This is a genomic window from Pseudomonas sp. A-R-19, from assembly GCF_019956575.1.
Taxonomy (GTDB): Bacteria; Pseudomonadota; Gammaproteobacteria; order Pseudomonadales; family Pseudomonadaceae; genus Aquipseudomonas.
The window spans coordinates 40729-57863 of the sequence record NZ_JAHBDR010000041.1 but is presented as its reverse complement, the minus strand read 5'-3'; the positions used below and the strand labels follow the sequence as shown (position 1 = coordinate 57863).

Genomic DNA, 17135 nt, shown 5'->3' with positions numbered 1-17135 from the left:
ATGGTTTCATGGTTCCTACGTCTGAGGCATCGACCCAAAGAATCATAGCGGACGCTGCGACCAACGGCGGGCCACTTGCTTTCACTGTATCGATTGAGCCGCTATCGTCGATAAAGAGCTGCCCAAGCGACAAGGAATCACCGTGTATGCGTGTTGCGATTCTGGACGATGAGCCCGCCGAACTGCGCCGGGTCGAACAAACCCTGCAACAGATGGCCGAAGCCGGAGAGCAGCCATGGTCGCTGCACAGCTTCGAACGGGGCGAAGACCTGTTGCGCCAGCTGCGCCGGGAAACCTTTGACCTGCTGATCCTCGACTGGCAACTGCCCGACCTCACGGGATTGTTATTGCTGCAATGGACTCGCGAACACATGGACGCTCCTCCAGCGGCGATCATGCTCACCAGCCGCGACGGCGAAAGCGATATCGTTCAGGCCCTGAATGCAGGCGCCGATGACTACGTCAGCAAACCATTCCGCCCTAATGAACTGAAGGCCCGTGTTGGCGCAGTCCTGCGCCGCCATGGCCAGCAGCGCCTGGCTGCTGAAGTGTTGAGCTTCAATGACCTGGTTTTCGACGACGCCGAACTGACCGTCACTCGCGACGGCAAACCAATCGTCATGACCGAACGCGAATACCGCCTGGCGCATTGCCTGTTCAGCAACCTCGGCCGACCGCTGTCGCGGGAATACCTGTACGAACGATTCTGGCCACATGAAGAAATGTCGTCGTCACGGCCGCTGGACACCCACATCTATCGCCTGCGCAACAAGCTCGGCCTGACCGCGGATCGCGGTTGGCAGTTGCTGACGATTTATGGGTATGGGTACCGGTTGGAGAGTGTGGCGTCGGCGAGCGAGTGAAACGCTGGCCCTGACAATCCCTGGAAACACAGATGCCGCAAAACCTGTAGGAGCCGGCTTGCCGGCGATGGACCCAAGTACGCCCTGTTTACCCAATTAACACGCGTTATCGCTAACGATCATCGCCAGCAAGCCGGCTCCTACAAGGACGCTGCCCAGGCTGAAAATGAACTGACCAAAAAAAAGGCCAATGCAAATGCATTGGCCTTTTCGTGGCACCGACCTGGATCAGAAGTCCAGGTTGGACACCGCCAGGGCGTTGCTCTCGATGAAGTCACGACGAGGTTCGACCGCATCACCCATCAGGGTGTTGAAGATCTGGTCCGCGCCAATGGCGTCTTCGATGGTCACTTTGAGCATCCGGCGCTGACTTGGGTCCATGGTGGTTTCCCACAGCTGATCCGGGTTCATTTCGCCCAGACCTTTGTATCGCTGGATGGTGTGACGCTTGGTGCTTTCCGCCATCAGCCATTCAAGGGCTTCCTTGAACTCGGTCACTGGCTTCTTGCGCTCGCCACGCTGGATGTACGCGCCGTCGTCGAGCAGTGTGCTCAGTTGAGCGCCTAGCGAAACGACAGTCTTGTAATCATTGCTACCGAAGAAGTCGCGATTGAAGGTGACGTAGTTCGACAGGCCGTGGGAGATCAGTTCGACCTCTGGCAGCCAGACGTTACGTTCACGGTCTTCACGCAGGCTGGCTTTGTAAACCAGGCCGGACTTCTCGACGGTGCGCAGGCGAACTTCGTACTGAGCCAGCCAATCTTGCATTGCTGCGTGATCGGACAGTTGTTCCATGCTCACCGCTGGAAGGTAGATGAAGTGCTCGGTCAGTTCCTGTGGGTACAGGCGCGACAGACGCTTGAGGGTCTTCATCACCAGACGGAAATCAGTCACCAGACGCTCAAGCGCTTCACCGGAGATGCCAGGAGCTTCTTCGTTCAGGTGCAGGCTTGCATCTTCCAGGGCCGACTGCGTCATGTACTCTTCCATGGCGTCGTCGTCTTTGATGTATTGCTCTTGCTTGCCTTTCTTGACCTTGTACAGCGGTGGCTGGGCGATGTAGATGTAGCCGCGCTCGATCAGTTCCGGCAACTGACGGAAGAAGAAGGTCAGCAGCAGGGTACGGATGTGCGAACCGTCGACGTCAGCATCGGTCATGATGATGATGTTGTGGTAACGCAACTTGTCGATGTTGTACTCGTCACGGCCGATACCGCAGCCCAGCGCGGTGATCAAGGTGCCCACTTCTTGCGAAGAGATCATCTTGTCAAAACGCGCCTTTTCGACGTTCAGGATCTTGCCCTTAAGCGGGAGGATGGCCTGGGTCCGACGGTTACGCCCCTGCTTGGCGGAGCCGCCAGCAGAGTCACCTTCCACGAGATACAGTTCGGACAGGGCAGGGTCTTTTTCCTGGCAGTCAGCCAGTTTGCCCGGCAGGCCGGCGATATCCAGCGCGCCTTTACGACGGGTCATTTCACGGGCTTTACGCGCCGCTTCACGAGCACGCGCCGCATCGATCATCTTGCCGACAACCAGCTTGGCTTCGTTCGGGTTTTCCAGCAGGAAGTCGGAGAAGTACTTGCCCATTTCCTGTTCGACCGCGGTCTTCACTTCGGAAGACACCAGCTTGTCTTTGGTCTGGGAGCTGAACTTCGGATCCGGCACTTTCACCGAAATGATCGCGGTCAGGCCTTCGCGGGCATCGTCACCGGTGGTGGCGACTTTGTGCTTCTTCGCCAGGCCTTCCGCTTCGATGTAGGTGTTCAGGTTACGCGTCAGCGCGGAACGGAAACCCACTAGGTGAGTACCGCCATCGCGCTGTGGAATGTTGTTGGTGAAGCACAACAGGTTCTCGTTGAAGCTGTCGTTCCACTGCAGGGCGATTTCCACGCCGATGCCGTCTTCGCGCTGGATGTTGAAGTGAAACACCTGGTTGACCGCAGTCTTGTTGGTGTTCAGGTATTCAACGAACGCACGCAGGCCGCCTTCGTACTTGAACAGTTCTTCCTTACCGCTGCGCTCATCCTTGAGGACGATGCCGACACCGGAGTTGAGGAACGACAGTTCACGAATCCGCTTGGCCAGGATGTCCCAGCTGAAGTGGATGTTCTTGAAGGTTTCAGCCGATGGCTTGAAGTGAATCTGCGTACCGGTTGTCTCGCTCTCACCAACGATTTTCATCGGCTCTTGCGGAACACCGTGGACGTAAGTCTGTTCCCAGATCTTGCCGCTGCGGCGCACCGTTAGAACAAGCTCTTTGGACAGGGCGTTCACCACCGACACACCTACACCGTGCAGGCCGCCGGATACTTTGTAGGAGTTGTCGTCGAACTTACCGCCGGCGTGCAGCACGGTCATGATGACCTCGGCTGCCGAAACGCCTTCTTCCTTGTGCACGTCTACCGGGATGCCACGGCCGTTGTCGCGAACGGTGATGGACTCATCCGGGTGGATGATGATGCTGATGTCGTCGCAGTGGCCGGCGAGAGCTTCGTCGATCGAGTTATCGACCACTTCGAACACCATGTGGTGCAGACCGCTGCCATCATCGGTGTCACCAATGTACATACCGGGACGTTTGCGTACGGCATCCAGGCCTTTCAGCACTTTAATGCTCGTTGAGTCGTACGTATTTTCTTCGCTCAATGCCTTCACTCCCGATGGTCGTGGGTCTGGGTGATACGGCCCTGTTCCACGTGGAACAGAGCGACTGGCGTTTCCGTCTGCCAGCCTTCCCTCAATAATTCGTGATCTACACAGGTGATAAATACCTGGCAGCGTAAGTCTTCCAACAAGCGGCAAAGCGCGCGACGGTGGTGCTCGTCCAGCTCGGACGGCAAGTCATCCACCAGATAAATACACTGACCGCGCCGAGCCTGGCTGACCAGGTGCCCCTGGGCAATCCGTAATGCGCAAACCACCAACTTCTGCTGGCCACGGGACAAGATGTCCGCGGCATTGTGTGCGCCCAGTCTGAGGCGCAAATCAGCACGTTGTGGTCCGGCCTGGGTATGCCCTATTTGCTGGTCTCGTTGCAGAGATCCGGCGAGCACAGCACTCAGTTCACGGTCCTTGTCCCAGCCGCGGTAATAGCTGAGCGTCAAGCCTTCAAGCTCAACCAGTTCGCTCAAGGTTTGTTCAAAGACTGGTTTCAAGGCTTTGATATAAGCGCGGCGGTATTCATCAATTTCGGCGCTGGCCTGGCACAGTTCCCTGTCCCAAACCGCTTGCGAAACGGCGTCAAGTGTACCATGCCGCAGCCAAGAGTTTCTCTGGCGCAGGGCCTTCTGCAAGCGCTGCCAGGTTGACATGAAGCGCGGTTCCACGTGGAACACGCCCCAGTCGAGAAACTGTCGGCGAATCTTCGGCGCACCTTCCAGCAGCCGGAAGCTGTCGGGGTTAATCAGTTGCAGCGGCAAGATCTCGGCCAGTTGCGCGGCGCTGCGCGCATTCTGCCCATCGATACGGATCTGAAATTCGCCTTGGCGATCCCGTGAAATGCCCAAGGCGCTATGCCCGCCCTCCGCCAGCTCAACCTGGCCAAATACCGTACAGGCCAGCTGCTCGTATTGAATGACCGGCAACAGACGGGTGCTACGAAACGAACGGGCAAGCCCCAGCAGATGGATGGCTTCCAGAACACTGGTTTTGCCGCTGCCGTTGGCGCCGTAAAGAATATTGATGCGGGGGGAGGGGGAGAAGGTCACCGGGTGCAGATTGCGCACCGCGGTGACCGAGACGCGACTTAAGGACATCTAGCTTCTGCTGAGCATGATTACAGACGCATCGGCATGACGACGTAGGCCGAGTCGTCGTTATCCGATTCCTGCACCAGCGCACTGCTGTTGGAGTCGGACAGGATCAGACGAACCTGCTCGGTGGTCATCACGCCCAGTACGTCGAGCAGATAGCTCACGTTGAAGCCGATTTCCAGGGAGCCGCCGTTGTATTCAACGCCCACTTCCTCTTCCGCCTCTTCCTGCTCCGGGTTGTTCGCCTGGATCTTCAGCTGACCGCTGGCCAACTGCAGACGGATACCACGGTACTTCTCGTTGGACAGAATCGCGGTACGGCTGAACGCTTCGCGCAGGGCCTGGCGATCGCCAAGTACCAGTTTGTCGCCGCCTTTTGGCAGAACGCGTTCATAGTCCGGGAATTTGCCATCAACCAGCTTCGAGGTGAAGGTGAACTCACCGGTGGTGGCGCGGATGTGGTGCTGACCCAGCACGATGCTGACATTGCCGTCCGGCTCGGTGAGCAGGCGTGCCAGTTCGAGGATACCTTTGCGCGGCACGATGACCTGATGCCGATCCGGCTGACCGATATCGGCCTGCATCGAGCACATGGCCAGACGGTGACCGTCAGTGGCCACGGCGCGGATCACGCCTGCGGAAACTTCCAGCAGCATGCCGTTGAGGTAGTAACGCACGTCCTGCTGGGCCATGGCGAAGCTGGTGCGTTCGATCAGACGACGCAACTTGCTTTGCTCCAGGCTGCAGGTCAGCGAACCCGGGCCTTCTTCCACGGTAGGGAAGTCGTTGGCCGGCAGCGTCGACAGGGTAAAGCGGCTACGGCCAGCCTTGACCACAAGCTTCTGCTCATCGACCTTGATATCGATCAGCGCATCGTTCGGCAGGCTCTTGCAGATGTCCATCAGCTTGCGCGCCGGCACGGTGATGGAACCCGGATCCGCCGGCTCTTCGAGTTGAACACGACCGACCAACTCGACTTCCAGGTCGGTACCGGTCAGCGACAATTGCTGGCCTTCGACAACCAGCAGCACGTTGGAGAGCACCGGCAAGGTCTGGCGGCGTTCGACGACGCCTGCGACCAGTTGCAGGGGTTTCAACAGGGCTTCGCGTTGAATGGTGAAATGCATGGTCTAGTCCCTTGCCTTAATTAGCTGCGCTGGTGTTCATCAAGTGGTCAGTGTACGCAGCAGGTTCTTGTAGTCCTCGCGGATGTCCGCGTCGGATTCCTTAAGTTCGTTGATCTTGCGGCAGGCGTGCAAAACAGTCGTATGGTCGCGGCCGCCAAACACATCGCCGATTTCCGGCAGGCTGTGGTTAGTCAACTCTTTGGACAAGGCCATTGCAACCTGACGCGGACGTGCGACCGAGCGAGAACGACGCTTGGACAGCAAGTCGGAGATCTTGATCTTGTAGTACTCGGCGACCGTGCGCTGAATGTTATCCACAGAGACCAGTTTATCCTGCAACGCCAACAAGTCCTTAAGGGATTCGCGAATTAGCTCGATGGTGATATCGCGGCCCATGAAGTGCGAGTGGGCGATCACGCGCTTGAGCGCGCCTTCCAGCTCACGGACGTTGGAGCGAATGCGTTGGGCGATGAAGAACGCGGCATCGTGAGGCAGCTCGACTTTGGCCTGATCGGCCTTCTTCATCAGGATTGCCACGCGGGTTTCCAGCTCCGGCGGCTCGACCGCTACGGTCAGGCCCCAGCCAAAGCGGGATTTGAGGCGTTCTTCAAGACCTTCGATTTCTTTCGGGTAGCGGTCACTGGTGAGAATGACCTGCTGGCCACCTTCGAGCAGGGCGTTGAAGGTGTGGAAAAACTCTTCCTGGGAACGCTCCTTGCGGGCGAAGAACTGAATGTCATCGATCAGCAACGCATCGACCGAACGGTAGAAACGTTTGAACTCGTTGATCGCGTTCAGTTGCAGGGCCTTGACCATGTCCGCCACGAAACGCTCGGAATGCAGGTAGACCACCTTGGCATTCGGGTTCTTCTTTAATAGATGGTTACCCACAGCGTGCATCAAGTGGGTTTTACCCAGGCCGACACCACCATAAAGGAAGAGCGGGTTGTACCCGTGCTTGGGGTTGTCCGCCACCTGCCAGGCAGCGGCACGCGCCAACTGGTTGGATTTACCCTCAACGAAGTTCTCGAAGGTAAAGGTGCGGTTCAGGTAACTGGTGTGCTTGAGCGCACCTTCGACCTGCACCGTACGTTGCTCGGCGCGCACCGGGGCCTGTTGCGAACTGGCGCCGGCCATTGGGTCGAAACTGTCACGGGAAGGCTCTTCCTCGGTGACTTCAGCCACTTTTTGCGTGGCGCGCTTGGTCGACGCTGCGGCAGGTGCTGGCGGCGGACTGGCGGGCGCTTGAGCAGCCTGGGCCTGGGAAGCTGCGGCAGCCAGGGGAGCATTGGGCGCGGCACGCGGTGCCGAACTGCGTTTGCTGCCTATTAATAAGGAAAGCGCAGGCGCCATGCCATCGCCGTGCTCATCGAGCAACTCGAGAACACGCCCCAGGTATTTTTCGTTGACCCAGTCCAGAACAAAACGATTGGGCGCATAGACACGCAACTCGTCGCCTTCGGCTTCGACCTGTAGTGGACGGATCCAAGTGTTGAATTGTTGGGCAGGCAGCTCATCGCGCAGAAGCTCCACGCACTGCTGCCAAAGTTCCACTGACACGGATATCCCCTAAGTTGAAAGCCGGTGAGGCAAAAACAAGCGGCCATTGTAGCGACCAGACGCCGACTTATCCACACGAAGGTGGTTCATCGACCAAGAAGAATCATCGTTTTATACGCAAAAAAGACGACCAGTGGTCTGTGCATAAGCTCTGTGGATAACCGGGGTTAAGGTCATTGCACAAGTGGGGGCGAAACTCGGTGGATAACCGGCCTGTGGATAAAGCGGCATTCCACACACAGGTTATCCGACAGTGCAGCACAGGCTGAACACGGTTTTCCACTGTAGTTGTCATTCTCTGTACATCAGGTAAAACAAGGGCTGAATCAACTTATCCACAGATGGAGGCGAGCCTAGCTTTTATAAGCTTTACAGAAAAGCTTTAAATACTTTCCTTTCTTATTTTTATATTTACCGGCGGTTCGATCAGCGCAAAACCTCTGGAGATCTATTTATAAGGAAACGCTGGTTGGAAATTGACCTGAAGGCTTGCTTTCTCTAGAATCCCCGGTCTCTTAAAACGGGGGCCATTCCGGCCCGTTGTGGACGAACCAGGTAACACGACAATGAAACGTACTTTCCAACCAAGCACTATCAAACGCGCTCGTACCCACGGTTTCCGTGCTCGCATGGCTACCAAGAACGGTCGTGCCGTTCTGTCGCGTCGTCGCGCCAAAGGTCGTGCGCGTCTGGCAGTTTGATAAGCCGGCACTGGAGGTGAGTCAGGACTTCAGTCGGGAAAAGCGTCTGCTTACTCCCCGGCATTTCAAGGCAGTCTTTGACTCCCCTACCGGCAAGGTTCCGGGGAAAAATCTCCTGCTCCTTGCGCGCAACAACGATCTTGATCACCCCCGTCTCGGGTTGGTTATCGGGAAAAAGAGCGTAAAGCTCTCCGTCGAGCGCAATCGCCTCAAACGTCTGATGCGCGAGTCGTTTCGCCTGAACCAGGATTCTCTGGTCGGATGGGACATTGTTATCGTCGCGCGCAAAGGTTTGGGCGACGTAGAAAACCCCGAATTGATTCAGCATTTCGGCAAACTCTGGAAACGCCTGGCTCGCAGTTCGCCGGTACCAGCAGTCAATACCGAAACTGTAGGGGTAGACAGTCCAGATGCGTAAACTGGCACTCGTTCCGATCCAGTTTTATCGCTATGCCATTAGTCCCCTGATGGCCAGTCACTGTCGTTTCTACCCCAGTTGTTCCTGCTACGCGTTAGAAGCCATCGAAAATCATGGCCTTCTTCGCGGTGGCTGGCTGACCTTTCGTCGTTTAGGTCGCTGTCATCCGTGGAATCCCGGTGGTTATGACCCGGTTCCACCTATCCCTACCTCCCGTTCTTCTTCGATGGCCGAGTAATCATGGATATCAAACGCACGATCCTGATCGTCGCCCTGGCAATCGTGTCCTACGTTATGGTTCTTAAATGGAACCAGGACTATGGCCAGGCTGCCCTGCCGACTCAGAATGTTGCCACCAATACGACTGCATCGGGCCTGCCGGATACGGCATCTGGCTCCAACGCTTCCGCCAGTGACGACATTCCACGTGCTGCAAGCGACACCAGCGCGCCTGCCGAAACGCCGGTGGCTGTGAGCAAGGACCTCATCCAGATCAAAACGGATGTACTGGACCTGGCTATCGACCCACAAGGTGGCGATGTTGCCCAGCTGACCCTGCCGTTGTATCCGCGTCGTCAGGATCACCCGGAAATTCCGTTCCAGCTGTTTGATAACGGCGGCGAACGTACTTATCTGGCGCAAAGCGGTCTGATCGGCACCAACGGTCCGGACGCAAGCCCGGCCGGTCGTCCGGTTTATTCCTCGGAGAAGAAGGTTTATCAACTGGCTGACGGTCAGGACCAATTGGTCGTTGACCTGAAGTTCAGCAAGGACGGCGTCAACTACATCAAGCGTTTCACCCTGAAACGCGGCCTGTATGACGTAACCGTTTCCTACTTGATCGACAACCAGAGCGCCGAGCCCTGGACTGGTGCGATGTTCGCCCAGTTGAAACGTGACGCCAGCGCCGATCCTTCGTCGACCACGGCTACCGGCACCGCTACTTACCTGGGCGCTGCCCTGTGGACAAGTTCGGAGCCGTACAAGAAAGTGTCCATGAAGGACATGGACAAGGCCGCGCTGAAAGAAACCGTTACTGGCGGTTGGGTTGCCTGGTTGCAGCACTACTTCGTAACGGCGTGGGTTGCACCGAAGGGCGAAAACAACGTCGTCCAGACCCGTAAAGACAGCAAAGGCAACTACATCATCGGCTACACCGGCCCATCGATGAGTGTTGCCCCGGGTGCCAAGGCCGAGACCAGCGCTGTCCTGTACGCCGGTCCGAAAAGCCAGGCCGTGCTGAAAGAGTTGTCCCCAGGTCTGGAACTGACGGTCGACTACGGCATTCTGTGGTTCATCGCCCAACCGATCTTCTGGTTGCTGCAACACATCCACGCCATTGTGGGTAACTGGGGCTGGTCGATCATCTTCCTGACCATGCTGATCAAAGGGATCTTCTTCCCGCTGTCGGCTGCCAGCTACAAATCCATGGCGCGCATGCGTGCAGTGGCACCAAAACTGGCTGCGCTGAAAGAGCAACATGGCGATGACCGGCAGAAAATGTCGCAAGCCATGATGGAGCTGTACAAGAAAGAGAAGATCAATCCGCTGGGTGGTTGCTTGCCAATCCTCGTGCAGATGCCGGTTTTCCTCTCGCTGTACTGGGTTCTGCTGGAAAGCGTCGAGATGCGCCAGGCTCCGTTCATGCTGTGGATTACCGACCTGTCGATCAAGGATCCGTTCTTCATTCTGCCGATCATCATGGGTGCCACCATGTTCATCCAGCAGCAGCTGAACCCGACTCCTCCGGATCCGATGCAGGCCAAGGTGATGAAGCTGATGCCAATCATCTTCACTTTCTTCTTCCTGTGGTTCCCGGCTGGTCTGGTGCTGTACTGGGTAGTGAACAACTGCCTGTCGATCGCCCAACAGTGGTACATCACTCGTAAGATCGAAGCGGCTACCAAAGCAGCTGCCTGATTTACACTGTGGATAACCACTCAAAACGCCCCCTAGTGGGGCGTTTTGCTATCTGTCACTTTTGTCTGGATACCGGTTTATGAGCGTTCCTCGTGAAACCATCGCCGCTGTCGCCACCGCTCAAGGTCGCGGCGGAGTAGGCATCGTGCGTATTTCCGGGCCGTTGGCCAGCGTTGCGGCCAAGGCCTTCAGTGGTCGCGAGCTCAAGCCGCGATTTGCCCACTACGGTCCCTTTTTCAGTGAAAATGACGAAGTATTGGACCAGGGCATCGCGCTGTATTTTCCAGGGCCAAACTCGTTTACCGGCGAAGATGTGCTGGAGCTGCAAGGTCATGGCGGCCCGATCGTTCTGGATATGCTGCTCAAGCGTTGCCTGGAACTGGGTTGCCGGCTCGCCCGACCGGGGGAATTCAGCGAACGCGCGTTCCTCAACGACAAACTGGACCTCGCCCAGGCCGAGGCCATTGCCGACCTGATTGAAGCCAGTTCTGCCCAGGCTGCGCGAAACGCGTTGCGCTCCTTGCAGGGGGCTTTCTCGTCACGTGTGCATAACCTCACCGAGCAACTGATCGGCCTGCGGATCTATGTCGAAGCGGCCATCGATTTCCCGGAAGAGGAAATCGACTTCCTCGCCGATGGCCACGTCCTGAGCATGCTCGACAAAGTGCGCGACGAGTTATCCACCGTCATCCGTGAAGCCGGGCAGGGTGCCTTGCTGCGCGATGGCATGACCGTAGTCATTGCCGGTCGTCCGAATGCCGGTAAATCCAGCCTGCTCAATGCACTGGCCGGGCGTGAAGCGGCAATCGTGACCGAAATTGCCGGCACTACCAGGGACGTCCTGCGTGAACATATCCACATCGATGGCATGCCGCTGCACGTAGTGGATACCGCCGGTCTGCGCTATACCGATGACCATGTGGAAAAAATCGGCGTCGAGCGTGCCTTGAAAGCCATCGGCGAAGCGGATCGGGTATTGCTAGTGGTCGACGCGACGGCACCGGAAGCCCTCGATCCGTTCGCACTCTGGCCGGAGTTTCTGGAAATCCGTCCCGATCCGGCAAAAGTCACCCTGATCCGCAACAAGGCTGACCTTACGGGCGAAGCCATTGCCCTGGAAGTCAGCGAGGACGGCCACGTCACGATCAGCCTGAGCGCCAAGTCCGGAGGGGGTGGCCTGGAGCTGCTGCGTGATCACCTCAAGGCCTGCATGGGCTATGAACAAACGTCCGAAAGCAGCTTCAGCGCTCGCCGGCGACACCTTGAGGCGCTGCGGCATGCCAGTGCAGCCCTCGAGCATGGTCGTGCGCAATTGACCCTGGCCGGTGCTGGTGAGCTGCTGGCCGAGGATTTGCGTCAGGCTCAGCACTCGCTGGGAGAAATCACCGGCGCTTTCAGCTCTGACGATCTGTTGGGGCGAATTTTCTCCAGTTTCTGTATCGGTAAATAGCCCTCCTGCTCTTCACAGACAGGCCATTCGCGCCTGTCTGTTCCCTCCTTCCTGAATAAACACACCAGTGCCGAGCGGATTTTGTCTGCTTGAGCGGAATTCTCCTGCCTGAATTTCGAGCGAACGGCACTTATCTGTGGATTAAGCCCTGTGAATAACCGCGGCTAAGGTCAGTTGATAACAGGGCCTGAAAACTGAACATAACCGCCTCTGTGGATAACCACCCCTTTCATCCACAGGCTTACACCGGTTATCCAAGGGCCTCATTGGCACATGACCACAGGGTTTTGAATCTCTGTACACATTGAAAATAAAGGGCTGTATAGATCTATCCACAGAAAGGCATGTGCATAGAAATAAACATAAAAACAAAGATTTAATAAATTTCTTTCTTTTTAATTTCTATAACACCGACTTTTCCACAGCTGGTTAAATTTTGTGCAAAGGGTTCTTTAGGAAGGGCGAAGTCCCTATACTTGTCGACCAGGTCCAAAAACCTGAGCTCAAACTATTCCTGAATTACCTACTTAAGCAGGCACGAGGTGCGTGGTGGATTTCCCTTCCCGTTTTGAAGTGATCGTCATCGGCGGCGGTCATGCCGGTACCGAGGCAGCACTGGCCTCAGCACGTATGGGGGTTAAAACCCTGTTGCTGACGCATAACGTGGAAACCCTCGGTGCCATGAGTTGCAACCCTGCCATCGGCGGGATCGGCAAAAGCCACCTGGTCAAGGAAATCGACGCCCTCGGCGGCGCGATGGCCATGGCTACCGATAAAGGCGGCATCCAGTTTCGCGTGTTGAACAGCCGCAAAGGCCCGGCCGTGCGTGCAACCCGCGCTCAGGCAGACCGGGTTCTGTACAAGGCAGCTGTCCGCGAAATCCTGGAGAACCAGCCGAACCTGTGGATATTTCAACAAGCCGCTGACGATCTGATCGTCGAGCAGGAACAAGTCCGTGGTGTTGTCACGCAAATGGGTCTGCGGTTCTTCGCCGATTCCGTGGTGTTGACCACCGGTACGTTCCTCGGTGGACTTATCCACATCGGTTTGCAGAATTTTTCCGGCGGTCGCGCCGGTGATCCACCGTCAATTGCCCTCGCACATCGTTTGCGCGAACTGCCTTTGCGTGTTGGTCGCCTGAAAACCGGTACACCACCGCGCATCGATGGCCGTTCTGTGGATTTCTCGGTGATGTCCGAGCAACCGGGTGATACGCCGATCCCGGTGATGTCGTTCATGGGTTCCAAAGAGCAACATCCGAAGCAGGTCAGTTGCTGGATTACCCACACCAACGCCCGCACCCACGAAATCATTGCCGCGAACCTCGACCGTTCGCCGATGTATTCCGCTGTCGGTGAGATCGAAGGCATCGGCCCGCGCTATTGCCCGTCGATCGAAGACAAGATCCACCGGTTTGCCGACAAGGAAAGCCATCAGGTCTTCATCGAGCCGGAAGGTTTGACCACTCATGAGCTGTATCCGAACGGGATATCCACAAGCTTGCCGTTCGACGTGCAATTGCAGATCGTGCAATCGATCCGCGGCATGGAAAACGCGCATATCGTGCGTCCGGGCTACGCCATCGAATACGACTACTTCGACCCGCGTGACCTGAAGTACAGCCTGGAAACCAAAGTCATTGGCGGCCTGTTTTTCGCCGGACAAATCAACGGCACCACCGGTTACGAAGAAGCCGGCGCCCAGGGTTTGCTCGCCGGCACCAACGCGGCACTGCGCGCCCAAGGCAAAGAGGCCTGGTGTCCGCGTCGCGACGAGGCCTACATCGGTGTGTTGGTCGACGACCTGATTACCCTCGGTACCCAAGAGCCGTACCGGATGTTCACCTCCCGTGCCGAGTACCGTTTGATCCTGCGCGAAGACAACGCCGACCTGCGCTTGACCGAAAAAGGCCGTGAACTCGGCCTGGTCGATGACGTGCGCTGGGCAGCTTTCTGCAAAAAACGCGAAAGCATCGAATTGGAAGAGCAGCGCCTGAAAAGCACCTGGGTCCGCCCGGGCACCGAACAGGGCGATGCGATTGCCGAAAAATTCGGCACGCCGCTGACTCACGAATACAACCTGCTCAATCTCTTGAGCCGTCCGGAAATCGACTACGCTGGTCTGATCGAAGTGACCGGTGGCGGGGCAGAAGATCCACAAGTCGCCGAGCAGGTCGAAATCAAGACCAAATACGCCGGCTACATCGATCGTCAACAGGATGAAATCGCCCGCTTGCGAGCCAGCGAAGACACCAAACTGCCTGTGGATATCGATTACACGAATATTTCCGGTCTCTCCAAAGAGATCCAGAGCAAGCTCGGCGCGACCCGTCCGGAGACTTTGGGCCAGGCCTCGCGTATCCCGGGCGTAACGCCGGCAGCCATTTCGCTGTTGATGATTCATTTGAAAAAACGCGGCGCGGGCCGTCAGTTGGAGCAAAGCGCTTGAGTTCGTTGGTCACTTCGCAACACGCAGAAGAGTTATCCACAGGTGCCCGCCAGCTTGGCGTCACGCTGACCGAAACCCAGCACGCGCAATTGCTGGGTTATCTGGCCCTGTTGATAAAATGGAACAAGGCTTACAACCTCACTGCCGTACGTAATCCGGACGAAATGGTCTCCCGCCATCTGCTCGACAGTCTGAGCGTGATGTCATTCATCGAAAACGGACGCTGGCTCGATGTCGGCAGTGGCGGTGGCATGCCTGGCATTCCACTGGCCATCCTGTTTCCCGAGTCCCAGGTGACTTGCCTGGACAGCAACGGCAAGAAAACCCGCTTCCTGACCCAGGTCAAACTCGAACTCAAGCTGGATAACCTGCAAGTTATCCACAGTCGCGTCGAAGCCTTCCAGCCTGCCCAACCGTTCAACGGGATCATTTCCCGGGCGTTCAGCAGCATGGAGAACTTCAGCAACTGGACTCGCCACCTCGGCGATAGCGAAACACGCTGGCTGGCAATGAAGGGCGTTCACCCCGCCGATGAACTGGTAGCATTGCCGGCAGACTTCCACCTCGATAGCGAACACGCCCTGGCCGTACCTGGTTGCCAAGGCCAACGCCATCTGCTGATACTGCGCCGCACGGCATGATTGGGAACACAAGCAAGAATGGCTAAGGTATTCGCGATAGCGAACCAAAAGGGCGGTGTGGGCAAGACCACCACCTGCATCAACCTCGCAGCATCCCTGGTCGCGACCAAGCGCCGGGTGCTGTTGATCGACCTCGATCCACAGGGCAACGCCACCATGGGTAGCGGTGTGGATAAACACGGCCTGGAAAACTCGGTCTACGACCTGCTGATCGGCGAATGTGATCTGGCCCAGGCCATGCACTTCTCCGAACACGGCGGTTACCAGTTGTTGCCGGCCAACCGCGACCTCACCGCGGCCGAAGTGGTGCTGCTGGAAATGCAGATGAAGGAAAGTCGCCTGCGCAGTGCGCTGGCGCCAATCCGGGAAAACTACGATTACATCCTGATCGACTGCCCGCCGTCGCTGTCGATGCTGACCTTGAACGCACTGGTTGCCGCCGACGGGGTCATTATCCCCATGCAGTGCGAGTACTTCGCACTCGAAGGCTTGAGCGACCTTGTGGATAACATCAAGCGTATCGCCGAGCTGCTGAACCCGAACCTCAAGGTCGAAGGCCTGCTGCGTACGATGTACGACCCGCGCCTGAGCCTGATGAACGATGTCTCGGCGCAGCTCAAGGAACACTTCGGCGAACAGCTCTACGACACCGTCATTCCGCGCAACATCCGTCTGGCCGAAGCGCCAAGCTACGGCATGCCGGCGCTGGCGTACGACAAATCCTCGCGCGGTGCCGTTGCCTACCTGGCACTGGCGGGCGAAATGGTTCGTCGTCAGCGCAAAAACTCACGCATCGCCGCCGCTCAGGCAACTTAAGGAATCCCCATGGCCGTCAAGAAACGAGGTCTCGGACGAGGACTGGATGCACTGCTGAGTGGTCCGACCGTCAGCTCGCTGGAAGAACAAGCGGCGCAAGCCGATCACCGTGAGCTGCAACACTTGCCACTGGACTTGCTCCAGCGCGGCAAGTACCAGCCGCGTCGTGACATGGATCCGCAGGCGCTCGAAGAGCTGGCGCAGTCGATCAAGGCCCAGGGCGTCATGCAGCCCATCGTGGTTCGCCCGATCGGCGCTGGCCGCTTCGAAATCATTGCCGGCGAACGCCGCTGGCGTGCCAGCCAGCAGGCCGGTCAGGAAACCATCCCGGCGATGGTTCGCGATGTACCCGATGAAACCGCGATCGCCATCGCGCTGATCGAGAACATCCAGCGCGAAGACCTGAATCCGATTGAAGAAGCGGTGGCCCTGCAGCGTTTGCAGCAGGAATTCCAGCTGACCCAGCAACAGGTGGCCGAAGCTGTGGGCAAGTCCCGGGTAACCGTGGCTAACCTGCTGCGCCTGATTTCCTTGCCGGAAGTCATCAAGACCATGTTGTCCCACGGCGACCTGGAAATGGGTCATGCCCGTGCTTTGCTCGGTTTACCGGAAAATCAGCAGGTCGAAGGGGCGCGACATGTTGTCGCACGCGGGCTGACCGTGCGCCAAACCGAGGCACTGGTTCGCCAGTGGTTGAGTGGTAAACCTGAGCCTGTTGAACCGGCAAAACCGGACCCGGATATCGCCCGTCTCGAGCAGCGCCTGGCCGAGCGCCTAGGCTCTGCGGTGCAGATTCGCCACGGTAAGAAGGGTAAAGGGCAGTTGGTAATTGGTTACAACTCCCTGGATGAGCTTCAAGGCGTGCTCGCGCATATCCGCTGAAACATTTCCTCATGTAGCGCGCAGTCGGAAATCACTACCTGACAGTTGAATAGGGGCAGAACCGCCCCTATACTCTGCGCGCATTTTGTCGGCACAAATTATGCCAAGTTATTGAATTTCGGCAGCCGACCATTGGAGAGTAAAAGTGATGGAAACCCGCACGCCAAACCGCCTGCCCTTCCATCGCCTGGCAGTTTTTCCGGTGTTAATGGCTCAATTTGTCGTGTTGCTGATCGCCGCTTTGGCGCTCTGGTACCGATATGGAGTCGTTGCCGGGTACTCGGGACTCTGCGGAGGCCTGATAGCCTTGCTACCCAATGTTTATTTCGCTCACAGGGCATTTCGGTTTTCCGGCGCCCGGGCAGCTCAAGCCATCGTTCGGTCATTTTATGCCGGCGAGGCGGGCAAGTTGATTTTGACGGCAGTGCTCTTTGCATTGACGTTTGCAGGTGTGAAGCCATTGGCGCCGCTAGCTGTATTCGGCGTCTTCGTGTTGACCCAACTGGTCAGCTGGTTCGCGCCCCTGCTGATGAGAACAAGACTTTCGAGACCTTAGG

General features: G+C 57.3%; 15 protein-coding genes. 11 read left to right on the top strand and 4 right to left on the bottom strand.

What is annotated here, in order from left to right:
- Positions 1 to 146 precede the first annotated feature (146 nt).
- On the top strand, positions 147 to 863 hold the full coding sequence (locus tag KGA88_RS08770) for a response regulator transcription factor (protein ID WP_223590168.1): 717 nt from the start codon (positions 147 to 149) through the stop codon (positions 861 to 863).
- A 228-nt stretch (positions 864 to 1091) separates the two neighbouring features.
- Here KGA88_RS08770 and gyrB read toward each other — a convergent pair whose 3' ends face one another.
- Genes gyrB through dnaA form a run of 4 tightly spaced genes read right to left on the bottom strand, consistent with a single transcriptional unit; the run spans position 1092 to position 7302 of the window.
- The gene (gene gyrB, locus KGA88_RS08765; protein WP_095943029.1) at positions 1092 to 3509 is read right to left on the bottom strand and encodes a DNA topoisomerase (ATP-hydrolyzing) subunit B; all 2418 of its coding nucleotides are present in this window, start codon (positions 3507 to 3509) and stop codon (positions 1092 to 1094) included.
- A 5-nt stretch (positions 3510 to 3514) separates the two neighbouring features.
- A complete protein-coding gene (gene recF, locus KGA88_RS08760) occupies positions 3515 to 4618 on the bottom strand; it encodes a DNA replication/repair protein RecF (RefSeq protein WP_223590165.1) in 1104 nt (367 codons plus the stop codon).
- Between the two features lie 20 nt (positions 4619 to 4638).
- A complete protein-coding gene (gene dnaN / locus KGA88_RS08755) occupies positions 4639 to 5742 on the bottom strand; it encodes a DNA polymerase III subunit beta (RefSeq protein ID WP_007969885.1) in 1104 nt (367 codons plus the stop codon).
- 39 nt (positions 5743 to 5781) lie between these two features.
- A complete protein-coding gene (gene dnaA, locus KGA88_RS08750) occupies positions 5782 to 7302 on the bottom strand; it encodes a chromosomal replication initiator protein DnaA (protein WP_110660407.1) in 1521 nt (506 codons plus the stop codon).
- A gap of 566 nt (positions 7303 to 7868) precedes the next feature.
- On the opposite strand from dnaA, the gene rpmH reads away from it, so the two are divergent.
- The 10 genes from rpmH to KGA88_RS08700 all read left to right on the top strand — a co-directional run bounded on the left by rpmH (position 7869) and on the right by KGA88_RS08700 (position 17134).
- Entirely contained in the window at positions 7869 to 8003 is a 135-nt protein-coding gene (rpmH, locus tag KGA88_RS08745) for a 50S ribosomal protein L34 (protein WP_003213577.1), read from the top strand.
- 16 nt (positions 8004 to 8019) lie between these two features.
- Positions 8020 to 8421, top strand: coding sequence for a ribonuclease P protein component (gene rnpA, locus KGA88_RS08740; RefSeq protein WP_223590210.1), 402 nt, complete (start codon positions 8020 to 8022; stop codon positions 8419 to 8421).
- Positions 8414 to 8659: a membrane protein insertion efficiency factor YidD gene (gene yidD / locus KGA88_RS08735; protein ID WP_010207715.1), complete on the top strand. Its 246-nt coding sequence runs from the start codon at positions 8414 to 8416 to the stop codon at positions 8657 to 8659. Before rnpA ends, yidD begins: the two co-directional genes overlap by 8 nt.
- 2 nt (positions 8660 to 8661) lie before the next feature.
- A complete protein-coding gene (yidC, locus tag KGA88_RS08730; RefSeq protein ID WP_110660406.1) occupies positions 8662 to 10341 on the top strand; it encodes a membrane protein insertase YidC in 1680 nt (559 codons plus the stop codon).
- Between the two features lie 79 nt (positions 10342 to 10420).
- Positions 10421 to 11791 (top strand): tRNA uridine-5-carboxymethylaminomethyl(34) synthesis GTPase MnmE, encoded by a 1371-nt coding sequence (gene mnmE, locus KGA88_RS08725; RefSeq protein ID WP_223590163.1) that lies wholly within the window; start codon positions 10421 to 10423, stop codon positions 11789 to 11791.
- A 549-nt stretch (positions 11792 to 12340) separates the two neighbouring features.
- Positions 12341 to 14239: a tRNA uridine-5-carboxymethylaminomethyl(34) synthesis enzyme MnmG gene (gene mnmG, locus KGA88_RS08720; protein WP_223590161.1), complete on the top strand. Its 1899-nt coding sequence runs from the start codon at positions 12341 to 12343 to the stop codon at positions 14237 to 14239.
- Positions 14236 to 14880: a 16S rRNA (guanine(527)-N(7))-methyltransferase RsmG gene (rsmG, locus tag KGA88_RS08715; RefSeq protein ID WP_223590159.1), complete on the top strand. Its 645-nt coding sequence runs from the start codon at positions 14236 to 14238 to the stop codon at positions 14878 to 14880. The genes mnmG and rsmG overlap by 4 nt, the downstream gene beginning before the upstream one ends.
- Before the next feature lie 18 nt (positions 14881 to 14898).
- Entirely contained in the window at positions 14899 to 15696 is a 798-nt protein-coding gene (locus KGA88_RS08710; protein ID WP_008002319.1) for a ParA family protein, read from the top strand.
- Positions 15697 to 15705: 9 nt separating this feature from the next.
- On the top strand, positions 15706 to 16578 hold the full coding sequence (locus KGA88_RS08705) for a ParB/RepB/Spo0J family partition protein (RefSeq protein ID WP_110659406.1): 873 nt from the start codon (positions 15706 to 15708) through the stop codon (positions 16576 to 16578).
- A 148-nt stretch (positions 16579 to 16726) separates the two neighbouring features.
- Positions 16727 to 17134 carry a F0F1 ATP synthase subunit I gene (locus KGA88_RS08700; protein WP_110659407.1) on the top strand — a complete coding sequence of 136 codons (408 nt, stop codon included), beginning with the start codon at positions 16727 to 16729 and terminating at the stop codon, positions 17132 to 17134.
- Position 17135 lies beyond the last annotated feature (1 nt).

Bases quoted from the DNA above. Each gene is read 5' to 3' on its own strand.
- KGA88_RS08770 (WP_223590168.1), top strand. From the start codon at position 147: ATGCGTGTTGCGATTCTGGACGATGAGCCCGCCGAACTGCGCCGGGTC.
- recF (WP_223590165.1), bottom strand. From the start codon at position 4,618: ATGTCCTTAAGTCGCGTCTCGGTCACCGCGGTGCGCAATCTGCACCCG.
- dnaN (WP_007969885.1), bottom strand. From the start codon at position 5,742: ATGCATTTCACCATTCAACGCGAAGCCCTGTTGAAACCCCTGCAACTG.
- rpmH (WP_003213577.1), top strand. From the start codon at position 7,869: ATGAAACGTACTTTCCAACCAAGCACTATCAAACGCGCTCGTACCCAC.
- yidD (WP_010207715.1), top strand. From the start codon at position 8,414: ATGCGTAAACTGGCACTCGTTCCGATCCAGTTTTATCGCTATGCCATT.
- yidC (WP_110660406.1), top strand. From the start codon at position 8,662: ATGGATATCAAACGCACGATCCTGATCGTCGCCCTGGCAATCGTGTCC.
- mnmE (WP_223590163.1), top strand. From the start codon at position 10,421: ATGAGCGTTCCTCGTGAAACCATCGCCGCTGTCGCCACCGCTCAAGGT.
- KGA88_RS08710 (WP_008002319.1), top strand. From the start codon at position 14,899: ATGGCTAAGGTATTCGCGATAGCGAACCAAAAGGGCGGTGTGGGCAAG.
- KGA88_RS08705 (WP_110659406.1), top strand. From the start codon at position 15,706: ATGGCCGTCAAGAAACGAGGTCTCGGACGAGGACTGGATGCACTGCTG.
- KGA88_RS08700 (WP_110659407.1), top strand. From the start codon at position 16,727: ATGGAAACCCGCACGCCAAACCGCCTGCCCTTCCATCGCCTGGCAGTT.